The organism is Aliiglaciecola lipolytica E3 (genome assembly GCF_000314975.1).
GTDB classification, from domain to species: domain Bacteria; phylum Pseudomonadota; class Gammaproteobacteria; order Enterobacterales; family Alteromonadaceae; genus Aliiglaciecola; species Aliiglaciecola lipolytica.
The window spans coordinates 15387-37615 of record NZ_BAEN01000032.1 but is presented as its reverse complement, the minus strand read 5'-3'; the positions used below and the strand labels follow the sequence as shown (position 1 = coordinate 37615).

At 39.9% G+C, this 22229-nt stretch carries 17 protein-coding genes and 1 other RNA gene; 15 read left to right on the top strand and 3 right to left on the bottom strand.

All coding sequences use genetic code 11. The features are described 5' to 3' along the window. Nucleotides 1-165: 165 nt before the first annotated feature. From GLIP_RS07015 to maiA, 8 genes are all read left to right on the top strand, one after another. Nucleotides 166-1599 carry a YcjX family GTP-binding protein gene (locus GLIP_RS07015; protein WP_008843903.1) on the top strand — a complete coding sequence of 478 codons (1434 nt, stop codon included), beginning with the start codon at nt 166-168 and terminating at the stop codon, nt 1597-1599. Nucleotides 1600-1603: 4 nt separating this feature from the next. Then, nucleotides 1604-2641 carry a YcjF family protein gene (locus GLIP_RS07010; protein ID WP_008843902.1) on the top strand — a complete coding sequence of 346 codons (1038 nt, stop codon included), beginning with the start codon at nt 1604-1606 and terminating at the stop codon, nt 2639-2641. Between the two features lie 216 nt (nt 2642-2857). Next, nucleotides 2858-3658: a phenylalanine 4-monooxygenase gene (gene phhA / locus GLIP_RS07005; protein WP_008843901.1), complete on the top strand. Its 801-nt coding sequence runs from the start codon at nt 2858-2860 to the stop codon at nt 3656-3658. 163 nt (nt 3659-3821) lie between these two features. Beyond that, on the top strand, nt 3822-5378 hold the full coding sequence (gene tyrR, locus GLIP_RS07000) for a transcriptional regulator TyrR (protein ID WP_008843900.1): 1557 nt from the start codon (nt 3822-3824) through the stop codon (nt 5376-5378). A gap of 205 nt (nt 5379-5583) precedes the next feature. Then, nucleotides 5584-6681 (top strand): 4-hydroxyphenylpyruvate dioxygenase, encoded by a 1098-nt coding sequence (gene hppD, locus GLIP_RS06995; RefSeq protein WP_008843899.1) that lies wholly within the window; start codon nt 5584-5586, stop codon nt 6679-6681. Continuing rightward, entirely contained in the window at nt 6674-7816 is a 1143-nt protein-coding gene (locus GLIP_RS06990; RefSeq protein ID WP_008843898.1) for a homogentisate 1,2-dioxygenase, read from the top strand. The genes hppD and GLIP_RS06990 overlap by 8 nt, the downstream gene beginning before the upstream one ends. An 8-nt stretch (nt 7817-7824) precedes the next feature. Then, a complete protein-coding gene (locus GLIP_RS06985; RefSeq protein ID WP_008843897.1) occupies nt 7825-8844 on the top strand; it encodes a fumarylacetoacetate hydrolase family protein in 1020 nt (339 codons plus the stop codon). A gap of 49 nt (nt 8845-8893) precedes the next feature. After that, nucleotides 8894-9547 carry a maleylacetoacetate isomerase gene (gene maiA, locus GLIP_RS06980; protein WP_008843896.1) on the top strand — a complete coding sequence of 218 codons (654 nt, stop codon included), beginning with the start codon at nt 8894-8896 and terminating at the stop codon, nt 9545-9547. A 36-nt stretch (nt 9548-9583) separates the two neighbouring features. Here maiA and GLIP_RS06975 read toward each other — a convergent pair whose 3' ends face one another. Further along, nucleotides 9584-10051: an Lrp/AsnC family transcriptional regulator gene (locus GLIP_RS06975; protein WP_008843895.1), complete on the bottom strand. Its 468-nt coding sequence runs from the start codon at nt 10049-10051 to the stop codon at nt 9584-9586. A gap of 224 nt (nt 10052-10275) precedes the next feature. Here GLIP_RS06975 and GLIP_RS06970 point away from each other — a divergent pair, with 224 nt between their 5' ends. After that, entirely contained in the window at nt 10276-11328 is a 1053-nt protein-coding gene (locus tag GLIP_RS06970) for a Glu/Leu/Phe/Val dehydrogenase dimerization domain-containing protein (RefSeq protein WP_008843894.1), read from the top strand. A 170-nt stretch (nt 11329-11498) separates the two neighbouring features. After that, nucleotides 11499-11595: signal recognition particle sRNA small type (ffs, locus tag GLIP_RS21655), an RNA gene on the top strand. Between the two features lie 94 nt (nt 11596-11689). Here ffs and GLIP_RS06965 read toward each other — a convergent pair. After that, nucleotides 11690-11965, bottom strand: a complete 276-nt coding sequence (locus tag GLIP_RS06965) for a late competence development ComFB family protein (RefSeq protein WP_008843892.1) — start codon at nt 11963-11965, stop codon at nt 11690-11692. 667 nt (nt 11966-12632) lie between these two features. Here GLIP_RS06965 and GLIP_RS06960 point away from each other — a divergent pair. The 4 genes from GLIP_RS06960 (at nt 12633) to GLIP_RS06945 (ending at nt 18448) form a co-directional block, all read left to right on the top strand. Continuing rightward, entirely contained in the window at nt 12633-15242 is a 2610-nt protein-coding gene (locus GLIP_RS06960) for a TonB-dependent receptor domain-containing protein (RefSeq protein WP_008843891.1), read from the top strand. Between the two features lie 81 nt (nt 15243-15323). Continuing rightward, entirely contained in the window at nt 15324-16232 is a 909-nt protein-coding gene (locus GLIP_RS06955; protein ID WP_008843890.1) for a class I SAM-dependent methyltransferase, read from the top strand. After that, nucleotides 16210-17235: a sulfotransferase family protein gene (locus tag GLIP_RS06950; protein WP_008843889.1), complete on the top strand. Its 1026-nt coding sequence runs from the start codon at nt 16210-16212 to the stop codon at nt 17233-17235. The genes GLIP_RS06955 and GLIP_RS06950 overlap by 23 nt, the downstream gene beginning before the upstream one ends. 46 nt (nt 17236-17281) lie before the next feature. Beyond that, nucleotides 17282-18448, top strand: a complete 1167-nt coding sequence (locus tag GLIP_RS06945) for an aspartyl/asparaginyl beta-hydroxylase domain-containing protein (protein WP_008843888.1) — start codon at nt 17282-17284, stop codon at nt 18446-18448. Between the two features lie 41 nt (nt 18449-18489). Here the strand turns inward: GLIP_RS06945 and GLIP_RS06940 are convergent, their stop codons facing one another. After that, nucleotides 18490-20109, bottom strand: coding sequence for a sulfotransferase (locus GLIP_RS06940; protein WP_008843887.1), 1620 nt, complete (start codon nt 20107-20109; stop codon nt 18490-18492). Between GLIP_RS06940 and GLIP_RS06935 the strand changes: the two genes are divergently transcribed. Then, nucleotides 20099-21997: a tetratricopeptide repeat protein gene (locus tag GLIP_RS06935; RefSeq protein WP_040522247.1), complete on the top strand. Its 1899-nt coding sequence runs from the start codon at nt 20099-20101 to the stop codon at nt 21995-21997. The genes GLIP_RS06940 and GLIP_RS06935 overlap by 11 nt on opposite strands. Nucleotides 21998-22229 lie beyond the last annotated feature (232 nt).

Genomic DNA, 22229 nt, shown 5'->3' with positions numbered 1-22229 from the left:
TAAATAAGACCGTACTTTAGTTGCTTGTTGACTTGGTACGGACTTATTTACTGTCTAGTCTTACATTTGTGTATCAAAACTAAACCCATGTAATATGACTTAAATTGTTTTTACTGATACCAGTAGATTTGCTTTATCGTGGTTGCAACATCAGGAGTCATTTGATTGTTATCTAAAATTAGCCAACATTCTTCAGTACAGCGATTTCAAGATCAGGCAAAAGTGTTAGGTCACCGGCTTATTGATCATCATGTAAGCTTAGCTGTCACTGGGTTGAGTAAAAGTGGCAAAACCGCGTTTATAACGTCGCTCATTAACCAGTTACTCAATGCTCGGGAGTCTGCAGATTTACCTTTCTTTTCGGTGGTATCAGAAAAAAGGTTAGTGGGGGTCAAACGAGATGTGCAGCCAGATGTGACGGTAGCGCGGTTTGCCTATGAACAGGGTATAGAATCGCTTAATAGCGAACCTCCATGCTGGCCGCAATCGACCAATGGCGTGTCACAAGTTAGGTTATTGATAAAGTATCGGAATCAGTCGCGACTACGCAGATTAGTGTCAGAATACAGCACCTTAACTTTGGATATTACCGATTATCCGGGGGAATGGCTGCTCGATTTACCTTTGTTGGAACTAGATTACTTACAGTGGTGCCAAAACTTCTGGGATAATTTACATGATACCGCAAAAAGCACATTGGCCGAATCTTATAAAATCGCACTAGAAGGCTTGGATTTGAGTGCTAATGTAGACGAAATGCAAATCCAGCAAATTTCAGAAGTATTTACTCAGTTTTTGCATAATTGCAAAGCAAAGGGATACCAACTAATTCAACCTGGACGATTTGTTTTACCTGGTGAGTTAGCAGGTGCGCCAGTGTTACAATTTTTCCCGCTAACTCCAAATCAACTAAAATCAATAGCGGAAAATAACGTTAAAGGTGAAAATTCTGCGCTGCTTGATCTATTAAACAGCCGGTTTGAACAATATCAAAAGAAAGTAATACGGCCTTTTTATCGTAAGCATTTTAAACGCTTTGACCGCCAAATCATTTTGGTAGATTGTCTATCTGCATTGAATAACGGAGCACATAGCTTTAATGATTTACGTAAAGCAATCAATTGGCTGTTAGGAAGTTTTCACTATGGTACTAGCAATATCTTAAAGCGGATTTTTTCTCCCAACATAGACAAATTAATGTTTGCTGCGAGTAAATCGGATCATATTACTCCAGAGCAACAACCCAATTTAGTGATGTTGCTCGAGTCAATGATTCACGAAGCTAGACAACATATTCAATATGAAGGTGTTGAAACAGAATCAACCGCATTTAGTGCTATTCGTGCCTCTCAAGTTGGCACAAGTACCTTCAATGGCGAACCGATTCAAGTTCTAAAAGGTACTACTACAGAGGGTAAAAGTATCACCTTGTACCCGGGAGAAGTACCGCAAAAATGCCCGGAACAGGGGTTTTGGCAACACCAAGGATTTGCATTTCCAAGTTTTCTACCTGTGCCACAACAGCATAAAACCAGCGCATTTCCACATATTCGAATAGATCATGTTCTGCAATTTGTTTTAGGTGACAAACTGGAGTGATGTTATGAATCAAATTAGCAAAGAAAAAATTCAATCAAGTTTGGTTTTCGGCCCTGATGAAAGTGATTCACAAGAAAGTGATGATGACAAAGCTACAAAACAAATTAAGCCTGCAGCGGTTTTTGAGGCTGATGTGGTGTGGGACGAGAATAAATGTGTTGAGCAAGATCAAGCTGAACAGCCTGTTTCAGTTGAATCGGCAAAAAGTTCAAAGCTGTTTTGGTTGTTTTTATTGATCATAGGGTTAGGCAGTGTAGAGCTTGGCTTTTTCATTCGAGAAACCTATTTGACTGCCGATTGGCTATCCGCAATTTGGCTGGTTCTGTTTGCAAGTATTTTATTCATCGCGGGGAAAGAAGTTTTTTCGCAATGGCGGGGCTTAGCTCATTTAAAACGTCATGATGAATTTAAGCAACAAGCACAACAATTGATAGCGGGCCCAACAATAGGTCAGTCTGAACAGTTTTGTGAAAAATTAATCGCTAATTTACCGGCTAAAGAATATGAGCAAGAAATTAATCAGTGGAAAAAAACGATTCAAGCTCACCATGTAGATAGTGAAGTGTTGCAACTATTTGAACAACAGGTGTTGCATAAAGTTGATCAAAAAGCGTTAGCTTGTGTTACTAAACATGCGTCCGCTTCAGCGGCTATGATTGCAGTCAGTCCATTTGCACTTTTGGATATGGCCGTTGTTTTATGGCGCAATCTAGTCATGCTCAAACAAGTCAGTCAGTGTTATGGAATCCAATTAGGTTATTGGGGCAGGGTCAGTTTAGTTAAACGTGTGTTTAAAACTATGTTGATTGCCGGGGCGACTGAAATTATAAGTGATGCTGGCAACTATGCAGTTGGTGCAGGTGTTACCGGAAAATTATCTTCTAGAATGGCACAAGGATTAGGCGCAGGCGTTTTGACAACACGTATAGGTATTAAAGCGATGCATGCTTGTAGACCTTTACCCTGGATGGCAAGCAAACCACCAGGCTTGTCTAAACTAGCTCAACAATTACTTGCTGATCTTAAAAAAGTTGCAACTTAAATCATTGATAATTATGTATAAAGTTTAAACTTTGTAAATCTAATGTTACATTTTTATTAATCATCTATATTCCTCTAAATCTGTTCTATTGGCGTCAATTAAGTAGACTTAACAGCATAGTGTTAATACAAATTGAATGCTTTTTATCAACTGTTATTGATAAAAAACCAATAGATAAAATTAGACTTTCACAGAGTCGAAAGTCGAGGAATACAAATGTCAAAAGAGACAAAATACTTCTCTCGAAGTATGAACGAAGATGGGATTGTTGATTGGTCAGATGAAGACAATCAAGTTTGGCAAGATTTGTATGAAAGGCAGATAGCAATAATACAAGATCGCGCTTGTGATGAGTTTATGCATGGCCTTGAATTATTAAACTTACCAACTGATCGCGTTCCACAATTATTCGAGGTTAATCAGGTCCTTGCAGAGACGAGTGGGTGGCAGGTAGAGCAAGTACCATCATTAATTAATTTTGATGCTTTCTTTAACTTGTTAGCTAATAAAAAGTTCCCAGTGGCCACGTTTATTCGGAGTCGCGAAGATTTTGATTACCTACAAGAGCCTGACATTTTCCATGAGATATTCGGCCATTGTCCGTTATTGACGAACCCTGCTTTTGCTCACTTCACCCATACCTATGGTAAATTAGGTTTGGCTGCGAGTAAGCAAGATAGGGCGTTTTTAGCGCGATTATATTGGTTTACAGTGGAATTTGGGTTATTGCACACAGCAGAGGGAACGCGTATTTACGGAGGTGGGATTTTGTCTTCTCCGGGGGAAACAATATATGCGCTTGAGAGTGATCAACCGAAAAGACAAGCTATGAATCCGCTCGAAGCACTGCGTACGCCATATCGCATCGATATAATGCAGCCAGTATATTTTACCCTAAACAATTTCGAACAATTATTTGAACTCGCAAATCTCGATATTATGGCATTGGTTAATACAGCCAAAAAACTTGGATTACGAGCACCGCTATTTTCACAAAAAGATAAGATAGCCAGTTAATCTGCTAAACTAATAGTCACGTCCGACTTATAAAGCGCATACATCCGGTTATGCGCTTTTTACCTTCTGTCTCAAAATTAGGTTATCTGTCTCACCTAATTTGAAGACATCCTTTAAAATTTGTAATAATATCTTTACACCTTACTAAATGGATCGTGAATACATGCGATTGGAAATTATATGTCAGGACAGATTGGGTATAGCCCAAGACGTTTTAGACATTTTAGTTAATTATGAAATCGATTTACGCGGAATCGAAATTGATATCGCGGGTAAAATATTCTTAAATTTCCCAAATATTAAATTTGAGGATTTTCAGCAGTTTATGCCCGAAATTCGTCGAATTAAAGGCATCGACGATGTAAAAACTACGCCCTTTATGCCGATTGAACGTGAGCAAAATCAACTTAGGGCTTTGCTACAAACTTTGCCTGATCCTATTTTTTCGTTGGATACGAAAGGCCGTATTTTGTTGGTTAACGAAGCGGTAACTGCGACCGTTGAGCAAAGCGCGGATAGTTTACTTGGCGAAGAAATTGGTGAATACCTAAGAGGATTCACATTTCAAAAGTGGTTAGAAGGTAACCCGCTGGCAGCACAAACTCAGAAAGTCAGCTTTTTAGAGCAGGATTTTCTCGCTGATATTTTACCTGTGATGATCCCAGATGCTGGTGGAGAGTCAATTCTAGCCGGTGCTTTAATTATGTTGAAGTCTGAATTTAGATTAGAGCAACAATTAACCGTCTTCCATCAAATTAGTAATGACAGTTTTGCGTCGGTACAAGCAAACAGTAATGTTATGAAAAAAGTGGTTAAAGAAGCGACGCGAATGGCCGAGCTTGATGGCCCTATATTGATTTTTGGGGAAACCGGTACTGGTAAAGAAATGCTTGCTCGTGCTTGTCACGAGGCCAGTCGTCGCGCCAGCGGTCAATTTCTACCTTTAAACTGCGCTTCTTTACCGGACAGCGTCGCTGAAACGGAATTATTTGGCTATGCACCAGGTGAATTTGGACAAAAAGAAGGAAAGGCTGGCATTTTAGAACAGGCCAAAGGCGGTACACTTTTCCTTGATGAAGTAGGGGATATGTCACACCAATTGCAGTCGAAGTTACTACGTGTGCTGCAAAACGGTACGTTTCGTCGAGTCGGTGACAGTAACGAAGTCACCGTTGATGTCCGCATTGTATGCACGACACAAAAAGATCTACCTAAATTAGTTGAAGACGGTGAGTTTAGAGAAGATCTATATTATCGCCTTAACGTGTTGAGTCTCACTGTACCTTCATTGCGTGAGCGTAAGTCAGACATTATTCCTTTAGCGGACAGATTTATTAAACAGCATTGCATGAAGCTAGGCCGACGAGCGCCTAAATTAAGTAAATCTTGTATTGATTATTTACAATCTTATTCGTGGCCAGGCAATGTGAGACAACTTGAAAATGCATTGTATCGTGCATTGTCTTTATTGGAAGGCAACGAAATGTGTAAAGAGCATATTCAACTGCCAAGCAGTGCGACGAATGTAAACTTTATCCCAGAGGAATTTGAAGGGTCTCTGGAAGAAGAGGTTAAACGTTACGAAAAGAGCTTGTTAAGACGTCTTTATCCGTTCTATCCAAGTACCCGTCAGTTGGCCAAAAAGCTGGGACTGAGTCATACCGCGATAGCAAATAAATTACGTGAGTATGGGATTAACAAAAAGACCGTAAAGCTTTAATTACAGATATTTTTAGTCTGTCTACTTTTGTTGACACATATAGCCGCTTTTTAGCGGCTTTTTAATGGCTAAAATTGAATGTAAAAATAACGTTACAATTTTGCTGGGTTAGCGAGTCAAACTATCGTATGTCAGACACTATTCTTCTTGCAGATTATAGGCTTAAGTAGATCCATGTACTCGTTAACCTTTTGTGAGAAATAACATGACAACAGACATTAATTTTAACCCCTTAAATTGTGACGGCTTCGAATTTGTGGAATATACCGCGGCCGATGAAAAAGGTATTCAAGACCTTAAAGACTTATTTTTATCGTTAGGTTTTGCCGAAGTTGCTCAACACAGATCGAAACGCGTCTGGTTGTTTAAGCAAGGGGACATTAATTTTATTGTCAACGCTGAGCCAGCTTCGCAAGCGGAAGAGTTTGCGCGATTAAGAGGACCAAGTGTATGTGGCATGGCATTTCGAGTAAAAGATGCCGGTAAAGCTCTGCAACACGCGGTTAAAAACGGCGCAAAACAATTCGTCGGTAACTTAGGTGCAATGGAATTAAATATTCCAGCTGTTTATGGCATCGGAGAAAGCACGTTGTACTTTGTTGATCGTTACGGTGATGAGTCTATCTACGATATAGATTTTAAATTTTACCCTGATTGGCAACAATTGATGGCAAAAGCCGATGCAGGTTTGGCTGTACTTGATCACCTTACTCATAATGTAAAACGTGGAAACATGGCGGTTTGGGCCAATTTTTACGAACGAATTGGTAACTTTAGAGAAATTCGTTACTTTGATATTGAAGGTAAGCTCACTGGTCTAGTTAGCAAAGCCATGACGTCACCTTGTGGAAAAATTCGTATTCCAATAAACGAATCCTCAGACGATAAGTCTCAAATCGAAGAATTTATTCGCGAATACAATGGTGAAGGCATTCAGCATATTGCGTTGTCGACAGAAGATATTTATGAAACTGTGCGGACGTTAAAAGCGCGCGGCCTGAAATTTATGGATACACCAGATACCTATTATGAAAATGTAGATAGCCGAGTAGAGGGCCACGGTGAAGATTTAGCCGTGTTACATGAATTGAAAGTACTGATTGACGGTGCGCCAATGAAAGATGGTATTTTACTGCAAATCTTTACAGACACAGTGATTGGTCCCGTATTTTTTGAGATTATTCAACGAAAAGGTAATGAAGGTTTCGGAGAAGGTAACTTCAAAGCATTGTTTGAATCGATTGAACAAGATCAAATCAGACGTGGTGTAATCGAAAATAATGGTGAAAAATCCGATGCGTAAATGGATTCAGTTCCCGCGTCAACAGGGGACATCTTCGCGACAAGCGCATGCAGATTTTCCTGAGCAAGCTATTTTTGAGCGGGAAATTGGTCGTAGCGGGTTTTTTGGTCCAGCGACACATTTACATCATACTCATGCACCCACTGGCTGGAGTGATTGGCAGGGGCCGTTGCGCCCCAGAGCATTTGACTTAAATCTACTACCAGAAAAGAACATTTCCATAGATGGGAATTCGCCTTGGTCAGCCGCGGAGATTTTATTTAATTCACATTGTCGCTACCGCATGTGGCACTGCGTTACCGCTATGCAGAAATTAGCCCGTAATGCGGATGGCGATGAATTATTGTTTATCCATCAAGGCGGCGGTCAATTGTTTTGTGATTATGGTCATTTGACCCTAAAGCAAGGCGATTATGTGGTGATCCCACGTTCAACCATGTGGCGCATTGAGCCTGATTCCGCAATGCAAATTCTGATGATTGAAGCGACCAATGATAGCTATCAGTTACCGGAAAAAGGCTTGGTTGGTCCGCATGCTATTTTTGATTCAGGTATGTTGGACACACCAACGATTAATGATGAATTCAAAGCACAATATTCTGAGCAAATGTGGCAAGTTGAAATAAAACGCCATAATCAGATTTCGCAAGTTACCTATCCGTTTAATCCACTCGATGCGATTGGATGGCATGGTGATCTTAGTGTGGTCAGGATTAACTGGCGAGATATTCGCCCTTTGATGAGTCATCGCTATCACTTGCCACCGTCGGCTCATACTACATTTGTAGCCAGTCGATTCGTTATTTGTACGTTTGTTCCCAGGCCCATCGAAAGTGATCCAGGCGCATTGAAAGTGCCTTTTTATCACAACAACGACGATTATGATGAAGTCTTATTTTATCACGAGGGTGACTTTTTCTCGCGCGACAATATCGAGAAAGGAATGGTGACATTTCATCCTGCGGGTTTCACACATGGACCACATCCTAAAGCGTTTGCGGCTGGAAGGGCGCATAAAAAGACCTTTACAGATGAAGTTGCTGTGATGTTAGACACCCGAGATGCCTTAACAGTAAGCGATGTGTCTTCTTTAGTTGAAAATGCTGATTATGTGAATAGTTGGAAAGAGAAATAAGGTTTTGTATGAAATTAGCAAGTTATAAAAATGGCTCACGCGATGGTCAGTTAGTCGTGGTCAATACAAATTTAACCCAATGTGTTGCGGTTGATGACATTGCCGCTACTTTGCAACAAGCTCTGGATAATTGGGCTGAAATTAGTCCAAAACTTGAGTCTGTTTATCAGCAGTTGAATGCGGGAACTGCTGAACGAGCAATACCGTTTGATAGCTCGCAATGTGAATCGCCTTTGCCAAGAGCGTATCAATGGGCGGATGGCAGTGCTTATGTCAATCATGTTGAGCTAGTTCGAAAAGCGCGTGGTGCTGAGATTCCTGAGAGTTTTTGGACTGATCCATTAATGTATCAAGGTGGTTCTGATGACTTTATTGGTCCCACGGATAACGTTGCTTTACCCAGCGATAAATGGGGAATCGATTTTGAAGCCGAAGTGGCTATCATTACTGATGATGTTCCCATGGGAGTTTTGCCTGAAAATGCCGGTAAACATATTAAACTACTGATGTTAGTGAATGATGTTTCGTTAAGAGGGCTAATTCCAGGAGAGCTTGCCAAAGGATTTGGGTTCTTCCAATCTAAGCCTTCGTCTGCCTTTTCCCCTGTCGCTGTCACTCCAGATGAATTACAGGACAAATGGATGGATAACAAAGTCCATTTGCCGCTAATTTCACATTACAATCATTCACTTTTTGGGCGTCCTCAAGCGGGTACTGATATGACCTTCGACTTTGCACAATTGGTTGCCCATGCGGCCAAATCTCGCAATCTAGGAGCAGGTACTATTATTGGATCAGGTACAGTGTCTAATAAGCAAGGTACTGAATATGGTACTAGTATTGCTGAAGGTGGAGTGGGTTACTCCTGTATTGCAGAAGTGCGCATGATAGAAACAATTCGTGATGGTAAGCCCACTACTGATTTCATGCAATTTGGTGATCATATAAAAATTGAAATGCTGGATGAGCAAGGAAATAATATTTTTGGCAGTATTGATCAAAATGTGGTGCAAGCCGCTAAACCTTAAAAGTTCAGTTAAAGTGGTATGAATACTTGTTTGTGAAAAGGGGAATGACGTGAGTTTATATTTATATGGTTATTGGCGTTCATCAGCTACTTACCGAGCCAGAATTGCACTTAATTTGAAGCAATTAGAATATACCTATGTGCCGGTTAATTTAGCCAAAGATGGTGGCATGCAATTTAGTCAAGATTATACTGCTTTAAACCCTTCTCAATTGGTGCCAACATTTGTGGATGATGATGAAGATATCTTCCTCAATCAATCAATGGCTATTGTTGAATATATTGATGAGCGTTATGAGGAACCAGTTAAACTGGTTCCTACTCATCGATTAGATAGAGCCAGAGTACGTGCATTAGCTCAAGACATAGGATGTGATATTCAACCCATTACCAATTTGCGAATTCTTCGACACTTAAAATCGACGTTTCAAAACAGTGATGAAGATAATGTAAAGTGGAACAAGCATTGGATCGAAACGGGTTTTAAGAGCATTGAAAAAAGGCTAACCAATACAGTCGCCGATTATTGTTTTGGTTTTGATGTAACTATGGCCGATGTGTTTTTAATTCCGCAAGTATACAACGCTCAACGATTTGGCGTTGACATGGGGCAATTTCCATTGATTCAGCGTGTGCATGACAACTGCAATCAAATAGAGGCGTTTATAGCGGCGAAACCTGAAAACCAAGCAGACGCAACATAAAACAACGTTGCCCTCAATCAGCTGAAAACCGCATTGTTAAATATTTTTTATAGGTAATTCAGTGGTGTTTTTAACCTGCTTGAGGGCAAATGTAGAACTCAGATGATCAACAAGTGGTAGGTTAGTCAATTTACTTTTAAGTAGATGTTCGTACTCTTCTATACTTTCTACTATCACTTTTAACAAATAATCTTTGTCACCACTGGTAGTGTGGCATTCAACAATTTCATCAATGCTTTGCACTGATGCTTCAAAATCGTTAAGCGACTCACCATCGTGATTTTTCAACGTAACGTATATAAAAACAGAGACACCTAGATTGAGTTTTTTATTATCTAGTATGGTGACTTTTTGTTTGATAATACCTTCTGCTTCCATGCGTTTCACTCGCCGCCAACAAGGGGTATGTGACAAACCTACTTTTTGGCTTAATTCAGCCATAGATACAGTGGCATCTTTTTGCAGCACACGCAGGATTTCGCGGTCAAACTTATCAAACTTCATATTTTATTCTTGTTAAAAGTGAATTAATTAATCTAATTGTGGAGCATGCGCAAAATCTTTATCTTTTTCAAGCTCCGTTCCTAGGATAATTATCCTAAATGTTGGAATTCAATCGTTACACAATTGCGTGTTAATCCTCAGCTTAAAAATCTTAGCAAAGCATATCCTCTCTGCTATGCGCTAATATGTCTTAAAAATATCATACAACTTATTAAGGTTTAGCGATGTCAGTGTTTGATCACGTCGAGTTTGATGGGCATGAGCAAGTAGCTTTTTTCAAAGATAAAAAAACCGGTTTGCAGGCGATCATTGCAGTGCATAACACGAATTTAGGTCCATCTTTGGGTGGATGCAGAATGTGGCCATATGCAAACAGTGCTGATGCGCTTAATGATGTTCTGCGCTTGTCAAAAGGCATGACTTATAAAGCGGCAATGGCGCAACTTAAATTAGGCGGCGGCAAGGCGGTAATTATAGGAGATCCTAGAAAACATAAAAGTCCTGAACTAATGGCTGCAATGGGGCGTTTTGTTGAGCAAATGGGAGGACGTTATATTACTGCTGAAGATTCTGGTATTGCGGTAAGTGATATTCAACTGATGGCTGCCAATACAAAGCATGTGTCGGGTATTCAGGCAAAGTATCGCTTTGATGGCGGTAAGGCGGATGGAAATCCAGCGCCATCTACTGCTTACGGTGTATTTAAAGGATTAGAAGCTTCGGTAAAGTATGCGCTAGGGACAGATTTACAAGGGGTTAAGGTCGCTGTTCAAGGTATGGGACATGTTGGCTATCGTTTGGCCGATCATCTTCATCAACAGGGCGCGCAATTATATGTAACTGATATTTACCCTGACAATGTGAATGAGGCCGTGGAAAAGTTTGGTGCGATTGCGGTAGAGCCAGATGAAATATTCGACCTGGATGTGGATGTTTATGCGCCTTGTGCAATGGGCGCTTCGGTAAATCAGCAAACGTTAGAGCGTTTAAAGGTCAAAGTTATTGCAGGTGCAGCAAACAATCAATTGGCGCAAGAATCGATAGGTGAACTTGTACGTAAAAAAGGAATTTTGTATGCACCTGATTATGTGATAAATGCCGGTGGTGTTATCGACATATATCATCAGCGCATGCTCAGTACAGCAGAAGCGATGCGTAGTCATATAGAAGGCATAGCGGATACTTTGACTGAGATTTATCAACGTTCAGACTCTGAACAGCAGCCCACAAATGTGATCTCTAATCAAATAGCCGAAGAACGTTTTTTAACAAAATAATCAAACCACACCCTTGCGATGGAGTGATGTTTTTTGATTGAAAATCAGGCAAAGCGTTATTAGGCGCGAATTCAACCTTGCATATTAATAATGCTTTGGTCATAATGCGCGCCGATTCAATATCTCATATTAAACGTATGAGCGATTGAATGAGAGTTTCAATGGTGACCTTTTGGTCCTTCCGCAATGATACTCTGTGAAACCGGTCAGGCCCGGAAGGGAGCAGCCGCAGCAGACGACTCATGTGCCGGAATGTGGCTGGAAGGTTGCCACCCTCTTCTTCCCAAAGGTTCTATGTGTAAATTAAGCCATGTTTGGTTTCAAACAACGGAATAATTTATTTATCTCGTAGATATTACTTCTAATTCGAATTTTCAGATTTTGATTCATCTAGAAACTTGATTGCTTTTGAAACAGCATTCGCAACATTCATTTCCATTTGTTGACGTTCGCCCTGAGGTAAATAAAAAGACATATCGACTTCATAACGAATATAGCGAGGGGGAACTTGATTAAGCGCCAAACAACATAGGTCGGCAATGTAATCCGCGCTCTTAACTTTACTCAATTGCAATGACTCAATTCGCTCTAAAATAAGATGCTCATAATAGTTATGGATATCATCATCTAGTTTCATGTTTATTTGCTCTTAATTCCAATTACTCGCAAAACACTACCTGATAATCGTAAAAATTAATACCAAGCATGTGATGTTAGTTTTTATTTTTTGGTCGATTTATAAGCAAGATTGACAACGATTTAGGTTTAAGTAAAGACACAAGTGAAAATAAATTATAATTACGCCCAACTCCTATTTAACAAGGTGTTAACAAGTAATGCCTAGCCTAGCCTAGTATCGTCGAAGTTTTGTTTTATAAACGGAGTCTGTTGCTTTAAACGTTTGGTCACTTATTCAGTGAGTTTGCCTTCAGTTATTCTCATTCAACCAATGTTTCTATTTTATTTCAGTATCTTAAGCCTTAAATGATAGGCCTTTTTTAGATTGAAATAACGAATTTCCAATTTATACAAAGCTTCATTTATTAAACAATACCTGTACATAAACGTGGGTAAACTTTACGCAACTAAGCTATACATAAATTGCGCGCAAATAAAATCGTAAACTTTTAGTTACTTATTACTTTACGAAATATATTGAACTTTTATGGAATAGGGCATTACAACGAGTTGACCACAGCACTATGTTGTGTTTATTATTCACTGCGAGGTTCACTACCTTACTAATAAAAAGTCGCACAAGCGACAAAACTAACACTATTAAATAGTGGTCCAGGGAGACATACATGTATACAAATTCAAAGTTAGCGAAGTCAATTCGCATGGCTCTAGCTGTCGGTGCTGCTTCAACAGCAGTATTGGCTCCTGCAACAGCTGTTGCTCAAGATTCAGCTGGCGTAGAGAAAATCTCTGTAACAGGTTCACGTATTCAACGTACCGACCTTGAAGGTGCTACACCTGTAATTTCAATCAGCGCTGCTGACATCAAGATGGAAGGTGACTTCTCAGTTGCTGATGCACTTCGTAGCAGCTCATTGAACTCTTTCGGTTCTTTCTCAGAACGTTCTGGTAGCTCTGCTCAATCACAAGCTACTATTAACCTTCGTGGTGCTGGTTCTCAACGTACACTAGTTCTATTGAACGGTCGTCGTTTCCCAGGTTCACCTACGCTAGGTGGCGCTTCTGCTAACCTTAACGCTATTCCTTTCGCAGCTGTTGAGCGTATCGATATCATGACTGAAGGTGGTTCTTCTGTTTATGGTTCTGACGCAATGGCTGGTGTTGTTAACGTTATCCTTAAAGACAACTACGAAGGTTTGACGTTCTCTGGTGGTTTAGGTCACCGTGACAACGACGAAGGTACTACTTCTAAAGAATTCTCTATCGTGGGCGGTGTGTCTAACGATAAAGGTAACATCACGTTTGCATTCGATCACCAAGAGCGTAAAGGTATCTCTGACGGTGCTCGTGACTATACTAAAGCTAGCATGACTGATTTCAACGGTGACGGCGAAATTCAGGCTTATACTGAAACTTCTGGTTGGTCTATTTACGGTGCAACAATTGCTAACGCTGACTTCTCTATGACTCAAGCATCACCTCTTTGTGGTGATTTGATTTCACAGTACGGCGCGGACACTTTTGCTAACGTAGCTGCTGATGATGATTGGAGCGAAGGTTCTACTTACTGTATGTATGCATTCGCAAACGTTTCTTATAACACTGCATCAGTTGACCGTAACACACTATATGTAAACGCTAATTATGAAATTGCCGAAGATGTAGAATGGTTCGGTCAGGCTATGTTCGTTCAAAATAGCTCGTTCGGTCGTTATGCACCTCCTGCTGCTCCATGGGATGGTATTCCTGCAGACAATGCTCATAACCCATTTGACGTAGAAAGTCCTCGTGGTTATTTCCGTTGGGTTGGTATCGGTACTCGTGACGGTAACGTTGATGATTACAACCAAGATTACACAACTGGTCTTCGTGGTAACCTAGACTGGAATGACGCTGCGTGGGAAGTTTACTACCACACTAACATCGCTGATAACAAATCGATTGGTGAGTACTATTTGAGCTACGGTGGTTTAGCATATAACGATGCTAATGATATCGACCTTGGTTCTGAAGAAGGTATAGCTAACATGAAAGCTACTACACTTCAAAACTCTAGTTCTACTCTAGACCAATACTTCGCTGGTATCGGTTTCGATATGTTTGAGCTTGGTGGTGGCATGGTATCTCATTACTTCGGTGCTGAGTACTTCGAGCAAACTTACGCAGATATTTATGACGGTCAGTCTGAAACTGGTCTAATCGGTGGTTCTGCTGGTAACAGTGCTGAAGGTATGCGTGATGTTACTGCATTCTTCTTCGAATCAAGACTGCCGTTTACTGATGACTTAGAAGTTAACATCGCAGTTCGTTACGATGATTACTCTGATTTCGGTGATAACGTTTCTCCAGCTGTTAAAGCGCGTTGGGAAGTGGCTGACGGAGTTGTACTTCGTGCATCTTACTCTGAATCATTCCGTGCACCTGGTCTAGATGAACTAAATGCTGCAACCACTTTCTCTGCTGAAGGTGCGATTGACTATGCAACTGGTGCTACGAGCGAGAAGCAGTATGATACTTACTACAAATCTAACACTAACTTAGGTGCAGAATCTTCTGATTACACTAACTTTGGTGTGGTTTGGGATGTGACTGATGAGTTTGGCGTGAAATTAGATTACTTCAAACTTTCTATCGATAACGTAATTCAAACTAAAACGGTTCAAGCTTTATTGTCTGACGAAGCGGCTGGTGTAATTACTGCTGTAGCACCTGGTACTGATGTTTCTAACGAAACTTTCTACCTAATCCGTTCAACTGCTGGCACATTACTAGAAGCTGGTACTGGTTACTTTAACGGTCAAGGTTTCGAAATCGAAGGTATCGATTTAAGCTTTAACGCTATGTTCGAAACAGAATTCGGTGACTTCCGTCTAGCTAACACTAATAGCTTCGTTTTATCTTATGATGAAGAAGTTGGTGGTGTGATTGTTGATACGGCTAGTTGGTCAGGTCAACCTGAGTTTAAATCTGTTGCAACTTTATCTTGGGCACTTGCTGACCATTCAGTTGCTTGGAACCTGACTTATACTGACAGCACGTCTGAAAATGAAATATTTACTAACGGCGCATGGGTACAATCAGGTAAGCTTGATGACTGGTTAATCCACAACGTAACATACACGTATAATGCTGGTAAATACGGTGCGGTAACTCTTACAGTTAACAACCTTACTGACGAAGATCCTGTATTGAACTCAGCAGGCCAGTGGACAGACCAAGACTTGTATAACAACTTTGGTCGTGACTACCGTGTAAACTATACAATTAGTTTCTAATACGTTAGTTAATAAACGTTAAAAATTAAAAGGCCGATTATTATCGGCCTTTTTTATTGAATTTAGAAAGTGGAGTAAGACTTGAGTAGTTATTGGAGCCAATATTGGCAACAAGGGCATTTGACATCCTTCGGTGACGACTTTTCTGGCAATTATACTGGTGTTCTTAAGGCGCTGTGGGAAGAACTTTTCCAACAAATTCCTAATGGTCAGAAAGTATTAGATATAGGTACGGGTAATGGTTCTTTGATCGCTTTGGGTCAGGATGTCAACGCTCACTTAGTTTACACTGGACTCGACAGTGCAAAGCTATCTATCCCAGATTCACTGTCAAATTTAACTAATATGACTTTTATTGAAGAAGCCCAAGCCGAAAAAATGCCGGTCAGCGATAGTGCGTTTGACTATGTGATTTCTCAGTTTGGAATTGAATACTCGTCTCTATCTGATAGTGTTCCTGAGGTATGTCGAATTCTTAAAACAGGCGGTCATTTTCAATTTATTTTACATGATTGTGAGTCGGCAATTGTAAAACCTAACTTAGCTATTCTTAATGCGGCTAAAGCTTTGATCGCCAGTGGACTAATTGAAACGATAAGGAAACTTATTAATGCTTTAGCTAAGTACGGTCAGAAGTCATCTATATGTGAACAATTGCGACATCAGTTAAACGCAGAAATTGGAAACATCGCTAATAAACATGCTTCTGCTTTAGCTGGTACTGGTTTTCCAGCTTTTTTAAAGCATGTTATGCAGCCTAATTTAGCGCTCAAACAAAAGAAACAAGATCTAAAACTTTTCTTAACTGAACTGGAAGGTCAAATTGTGCGCCTTTCAGATTTAGTGAGTGCCGCATTAACAGACGAAAAGTATGATCAATTGAAAACGTTGTTAACGGAAAATCAATTAGACATAGTTAGTGATGAATCTATATTTGAAGAAAATAAACTGATCGGACGCCGTATAAGTGGAATTAAAGCAAGCAACTAAGCTTATTGAGCCTGTCATTATTTTGTCAGCGCCAAGAGCGGGGAGCACGTTATTATTCGAAACTCTCGCTAGGCACCCAGAAATATGGACAATCGGCGGAGAAAGTCACCAATTGATTGAGCATGTGCCATCCTTGAGTACGGTAGCCAGAGGACTTGTTTCTAATGCATTAGGAGCGGAAGATGCAGATGCAGCGACAATCGATTTACTGAGAACTCGGTTTTTACAAGCAGCAAGAACACGAGAAGGGCGAATCAATGACGGCTTTCAGGGCGGGATAAGGCTACTAGAAAAAACTCCAAAAAATGCGCTTCGAATTCCTTTTTTGTTGTCGGTATTTCCTGATGCTAAGTTTATTTATTTAGTCAGGGATCCAAGGGAAAATATTAGTAGTATCATGGAAGGTTGGAAGTCTGGTCGATTTACCACGTACCCGCATATTGATGCTGCAGGCACTAAATGGTCGTTTTTATTGCCTGATGGTTGGCGAGACTTAACTTCTGCCAGTTTAGCGGACATTGCACGTTTTCAATGGCAAGCCGCTAACGATGCAATCATTGCTTGTTTAAAACAACTTCCTGAACAACAATTTCAAATTGTTTCTTATCAAGAATTGGTGGAAAAGACGCCAGAAGTCTTAGCGCAAATAGCCCAATTTGCTAACTTAACTGAATTTTCTGAAGAAGAAACTACAAAACTGCCTTTATCGCGATACACGTTGACACCTCCTTGCAAGGATAAATGGAAAGAAAATCAAACCGAAGTAGAGAAACAACTTCGACATATTCAGAGCACGCAAGCAGATATTAATCACATGCTTGTGCAGCGCGGACTGACTAAATTGGATGTGGCTGAATTGAACAATGAAGAAACACCTCTACCGCCAAAAACGTCTGACTCTTCAACAAGTGAAGCTCGAGTTCAACGTGTTTCTCGTAATACCATTTGTCCTTGTGGTTCCGGTAAAAAGTACAAACATTGCCACGGCATTATTGTAAAATAAGGTGTTTATAAAGCACCAATCACCTATTTGAAGTGGATTGTTAATATTGAAACTTGCACACGAATTTATTCAACTTCCCGTTTGCTTTGATGAAAAGCGGTTACAACAGGAAATACAACAATTGAATCAAGCCTTGTGGGTTCCTCACCATGAGGGGTTTAAAGGGAATCTTTCTATTCCCTTGGTGTCGTTAAATGGTCAGTTTAATAACCTATTTAAGGGGCCAATGGCGGCGACTTCTGTATTACAAGATACACCCTATTTAAAGCAGGTTATTGCAAGTTTTGGGGAAGTTATAGGTCGTTCCCGCCTTATGGGGTTAGAAAGTGGCTTCGAAGTTCCACTCCATTCTGATATTAATTATCACTGGTACAAACGCGTACGTATCCACATTCCTATCGTAACCGATCCAAATGTTATATTTCATTGCGGTGATAAAAATGTGCACATGAAAGCGGGTGAAGCTTGGATTTTCGATTCTTGGAAATATCATCGAGTCACCAATCAAAGTGAATTATTTAGAGTGCACTTAGTCATCGATTTATGCGGCTCTGCAAAGTTTTGGAAAATGGCTGAGTCGGGTCACGTGCCTTGGCTAAATACGCCTTTTTGTGCGGATCAGATTCGGCATGTCGCGTTTAATCAACACGAAAATCACGAATTTAAAACCGAGCAATTTAATACTCCTTTAGTTCTTTCTCCAGGAGAGATGGACGGATTGGCAAATGACTTGATATCTGATTTAAAGCGCGTAGACACCAATCCTGTAGAAGCGCAGCGAGAGATGATTAAAAAGGTAGAAAGTTTTTGTCATCAATGGCGAGAACTATGGAGTTTATTTGGTTTGACGGAGCAAGGCTGGCCTGAATACCACAAACTTCGCCAGCAAGCCTACGAACAAGTCATGCATTTAGATACTGTGCTTAAGCTAACCAACGGTACCCAAGCAACACGTATGTTTTTGCATTGTATGATTGACCCTGCACTGAATGTAGAGGTGAAAGATAGCTATGCAAATTTATCGCCCCAGCCGTTAACCAAAAATGACACTCCCCAGTCGCCAAAGCCTGTTGTACAAAATTCAATTAGAAAAACAGAAAGAAACGTTGACCAACCAAGGCCAAGCTCTGAACAACACAAACTATCGAGAAACGACATTTGTCATTGTGGTTCAGGACTGAAGTTTAAACACTGTCATGGCAAGCTTGCGTAACCTGCAATAGCAAGTTGCCATTTAAAATAGATGTCTGTACGTTAACTAAAGGCATCCAACATGCGATGTTTTAAACCATCCATATGTTGTTTAAATTCGGGTAGATATTCAGCATAAACCCCCGCACTTCCTAATGATTTTGCATGGATTGGTTGTCTCACTTGACTCGCACTAGGGGTTAGCACAGGTTTATCTGAATTAAAAAATTCGAAACACTGGCGCTCGATAGATAAACCGCAAAATTCAATAAGCTGAGAAATACTCTTCTCAGGGCTAGATACTAATTTCTCATAGTGCAGGTGATAAACATTTTCAGGGAACAGCTTTGTCCAATGCTGCATTATCGAAATATAGCCTGAGACATAGTGTTTAATCGAATTTAAATCATAACTAAAGTCGTTGCCCTGACTAAAGTGCTGCTTGTAAACACTAATTGCATTGTCAAAGGGATCCCGTACTAAGTTGATAATCTTAGCATGGGGAAATAATTTGATTATCAACCCTAGGTGTAAAAAATTGGTTGGGTTTTTATCAATTAAAAAAGGCGTTTTTTGGTCTAAGTAAGCCGACGCTTGAGATAAATAAAACTTGATGTATCCAGCACGCTGGGCGCTGGTCATTTCACTCAAGCCTTGTGCATAGCCGCGTTTTCTACCCATTTGCATCGCAATTCTTTCAATAAACGGAAGTTCATCAGTAGCGGCGATTTTAGAATGGCTAGCTAATATTTGTTCAGTCAATGTAGTACCGGAACGGGGCATACCAACGATAAAAATCGGGGTTAAAGTTTCATCTACAGTAAAATCTGGATTAATCGTGTTGTCACAATAATTTTGTAACTCATTGATCAACTGCATATAGCCTTGCTGCCTAAAAGGGCGCAATTTAGATAGTCCATTATTCGCGATGGTGATGTGTTCTAATGCTTGCTGATAGGATTTCTGCTGAGATTTCGCGTGACCCAATGCAAAGTGAATCAACTCAGCTTGGTTTTCCGTTTTCCCTAAATTAACGTCCCTTAGCTTGTTTTCCATTTCTTCGATTTCTGTTTGACTAAATAGATAGTGTTTTAGATCGGCTAAACCCCAGTATCCGAAACCGCTGTTTTCAGGACATTTTGTTATGTATTTTTGATAATATTCAGCCGCCTTATCCGTATTCCCAAATGCTTTGTAATTGTGTCCAATATTCAGAAATAACAATGGATTTTCATAGTCGTTTTTTTCGCAAATCAAAGCGAGTTCAAGAGAAGTTTGGATTTGCCCAATTTTACTTAGACACAAACTTTGCTGGAATTTTAAATGGTTATCTTCTGGGGAAAATACAATCAGTTTGTGTATCACTTTATGGAGCAAAAAGTACAATTCTAATTTGTTCAAATGCGCAGCTAACCTGAGCAGTTGCGCTTGCGTCAAGTCATGTTTATCAACCAACTGTGTTAACTGGTCAAAGGCGGCATCGTATGCCCCTTCGGCAGCTTCAATTTGATATTTAATTAGCAGTGCATCAGTGTGTTCGGGTTCTTTACGTAAGATCTTGTTTAGTGCTAATCGGCTGGATGTATACTTGCCGCTCGATAATAAGTGTTGTGCATCGTTTAGCAATAGTTGGTTTCGTTGTGACAAAATAGACTCTGGATTTAATCTTGGGTTGATTTTCATTAAATGGTATCTTAACTCGATTGGCAACTTGGTTTATACCACTAGCAACCTGATTTTATTTTCTTCTATGCAAAATCCTAATTTAAGTGTGCAACAAAGACTCAATCTCGCGATGCAGCTATTGCATGCTGGTCAATTTGAGCAAGCTCTCTCGCATTTTTTAATTTTAAAAAAGCTAGGCTTGACGGATTTTCGCTTATCTAGAGCGATAGGATCTGCCTATGAGAGGTTGTTAAAAGACAATGACGCGAAGCACTATTTTGCTGAATCATTAGCGTTAAATCCTAAACAACCTGACCTGCATTTTGCCTTGGCAAATATTGCTCTTAGAGCAGGTGAATTTTCGAATGCGATAAAGCAATATAAACAATGTTTGGCATTTGATAATCAAAATATTCGTGTGTGGTTAAAACTGGGACAGACTTATTTACAAACGGAACAATTAGATTTGGCGGCGCAAGCATTTACTCGTTGTGAAGCTATTCAACCTGGTGATGTAGATGCTAGGCTCGGGCAATCTCGCGTTTTGCAAAAACGTAAACTGTTTGAGCAAGCTGAAAAAATTCTCACTGATCTTGCGAAGCAACAACCCCAAAATACAAAGATATTGTCGGAGCTTGCTTGGCTTGAAAAATTAGTTGGGAATTATACCCGAGCCGTCACCTTGTTTCAGAAACGTCTCAATATTGATGCAAATAATCCGGAATGCTATGAAGATTTGGCGCTAGCTAATTTAGATGTGGGTAATACAAACGATGCGCTAGATATTTTAAAAGTAGGTATTCAAAAAGCGCCAGAACATCGTAATTTAAATAAATTACTCAGTTCGTTAAAGTTCGAAATGAACGAAGAAGATCATTTGGCTCACTATCGTCAAAAGCCTGTAGAAGAGATGACTAATGAGCTACTTGCTGATTATATTTCAGGCTTGATTAAAAACGATCAAACTGAGCTGGCTGAAACGCTTGTAGATAGGTTGAATAGTTTTTCAACTAAACGGCACGTTGCAGAACAGATGCAGTTGGCTTTATGGGAAAAAAGCAAAAAATACGAGCCCATCGTGGGCTATTTTCAGAATCTACATAGACAAAATATTCATATTTCTGCACCGCAAAATGAACGTCTAATTAAGGCTTATTTAGCTACAGGAAATTATCAATTAGCGAATCAATTAATTGACAGGATGTTGCAAGACTCACCCAATGATCAATTTTTATGGGCTTTGAAATCAACTACTTTGAGATTATTAAACAACCCAGAGTATGAGAGTTTATGTGATTATCAAAGCATGGTATTTTCTCAACAGATATTGTTGCCAAGCAATCATCAAAGTTTAGAACAATTTAATCATCAGCTACGTGAAACGCTAGTGAAAATTCATACAAGTAGAAGGAATCCGTTAGAGCAGTCGTTGCGCAATGGTACTCAAACGACAGGCAATTTATTTAGTCGCCAACTACCTATTATCCAAGAGTTAAAGTCGGCACTAAAAAATACCATAGACGCAATGCTAACTGGACTACCTAAAAATACCTCTCATCCATTCTACAAACATGCAGGCAAAGATTTTGACTTTTCAGCTAACTGGTCCGTTAGATTAACAAATCAGGGGTTCCATATTTCTCATGTCCACCCTAAAGGATGGTTGAGTAGCGCATACTATGTACAATTGCCCGACTCAATTAGTGATGATGATAAAAAAGGTTGGTTGCATTTTGGTAAACCAGGAATTGATTTACCCATGCAACTAAATGCGCAAAAGTGGGTCAAACCAGAGGTAGGAAAGTTAGTTCTTTTTCCTTCTTACTTTTGGCATGGAACAGAGCCTTTTACTGATTCCAAAGAGAGGATGTCAGTCGCATTTGATTTACTGCCAACAAAACAATAAAAATGAATGGTGCACTTAAGGAAAAACTAACCTAAACTGAAAGAGAGATATGTAGTAAATGGTCAAACCAGCTCTTCGTCGCTAATTTTATTTAAATTGTCGTAAAGACATGATTTTGGCGAATAAAATAGTTGCATTTGTTGGTGGAAATGTATTAAGAGAAAAGAGTTAAAGGTTGTATAAACAGCGGTTAACAGGCTTTTATTGTCCCGTTTGATTATAAAAACTACCG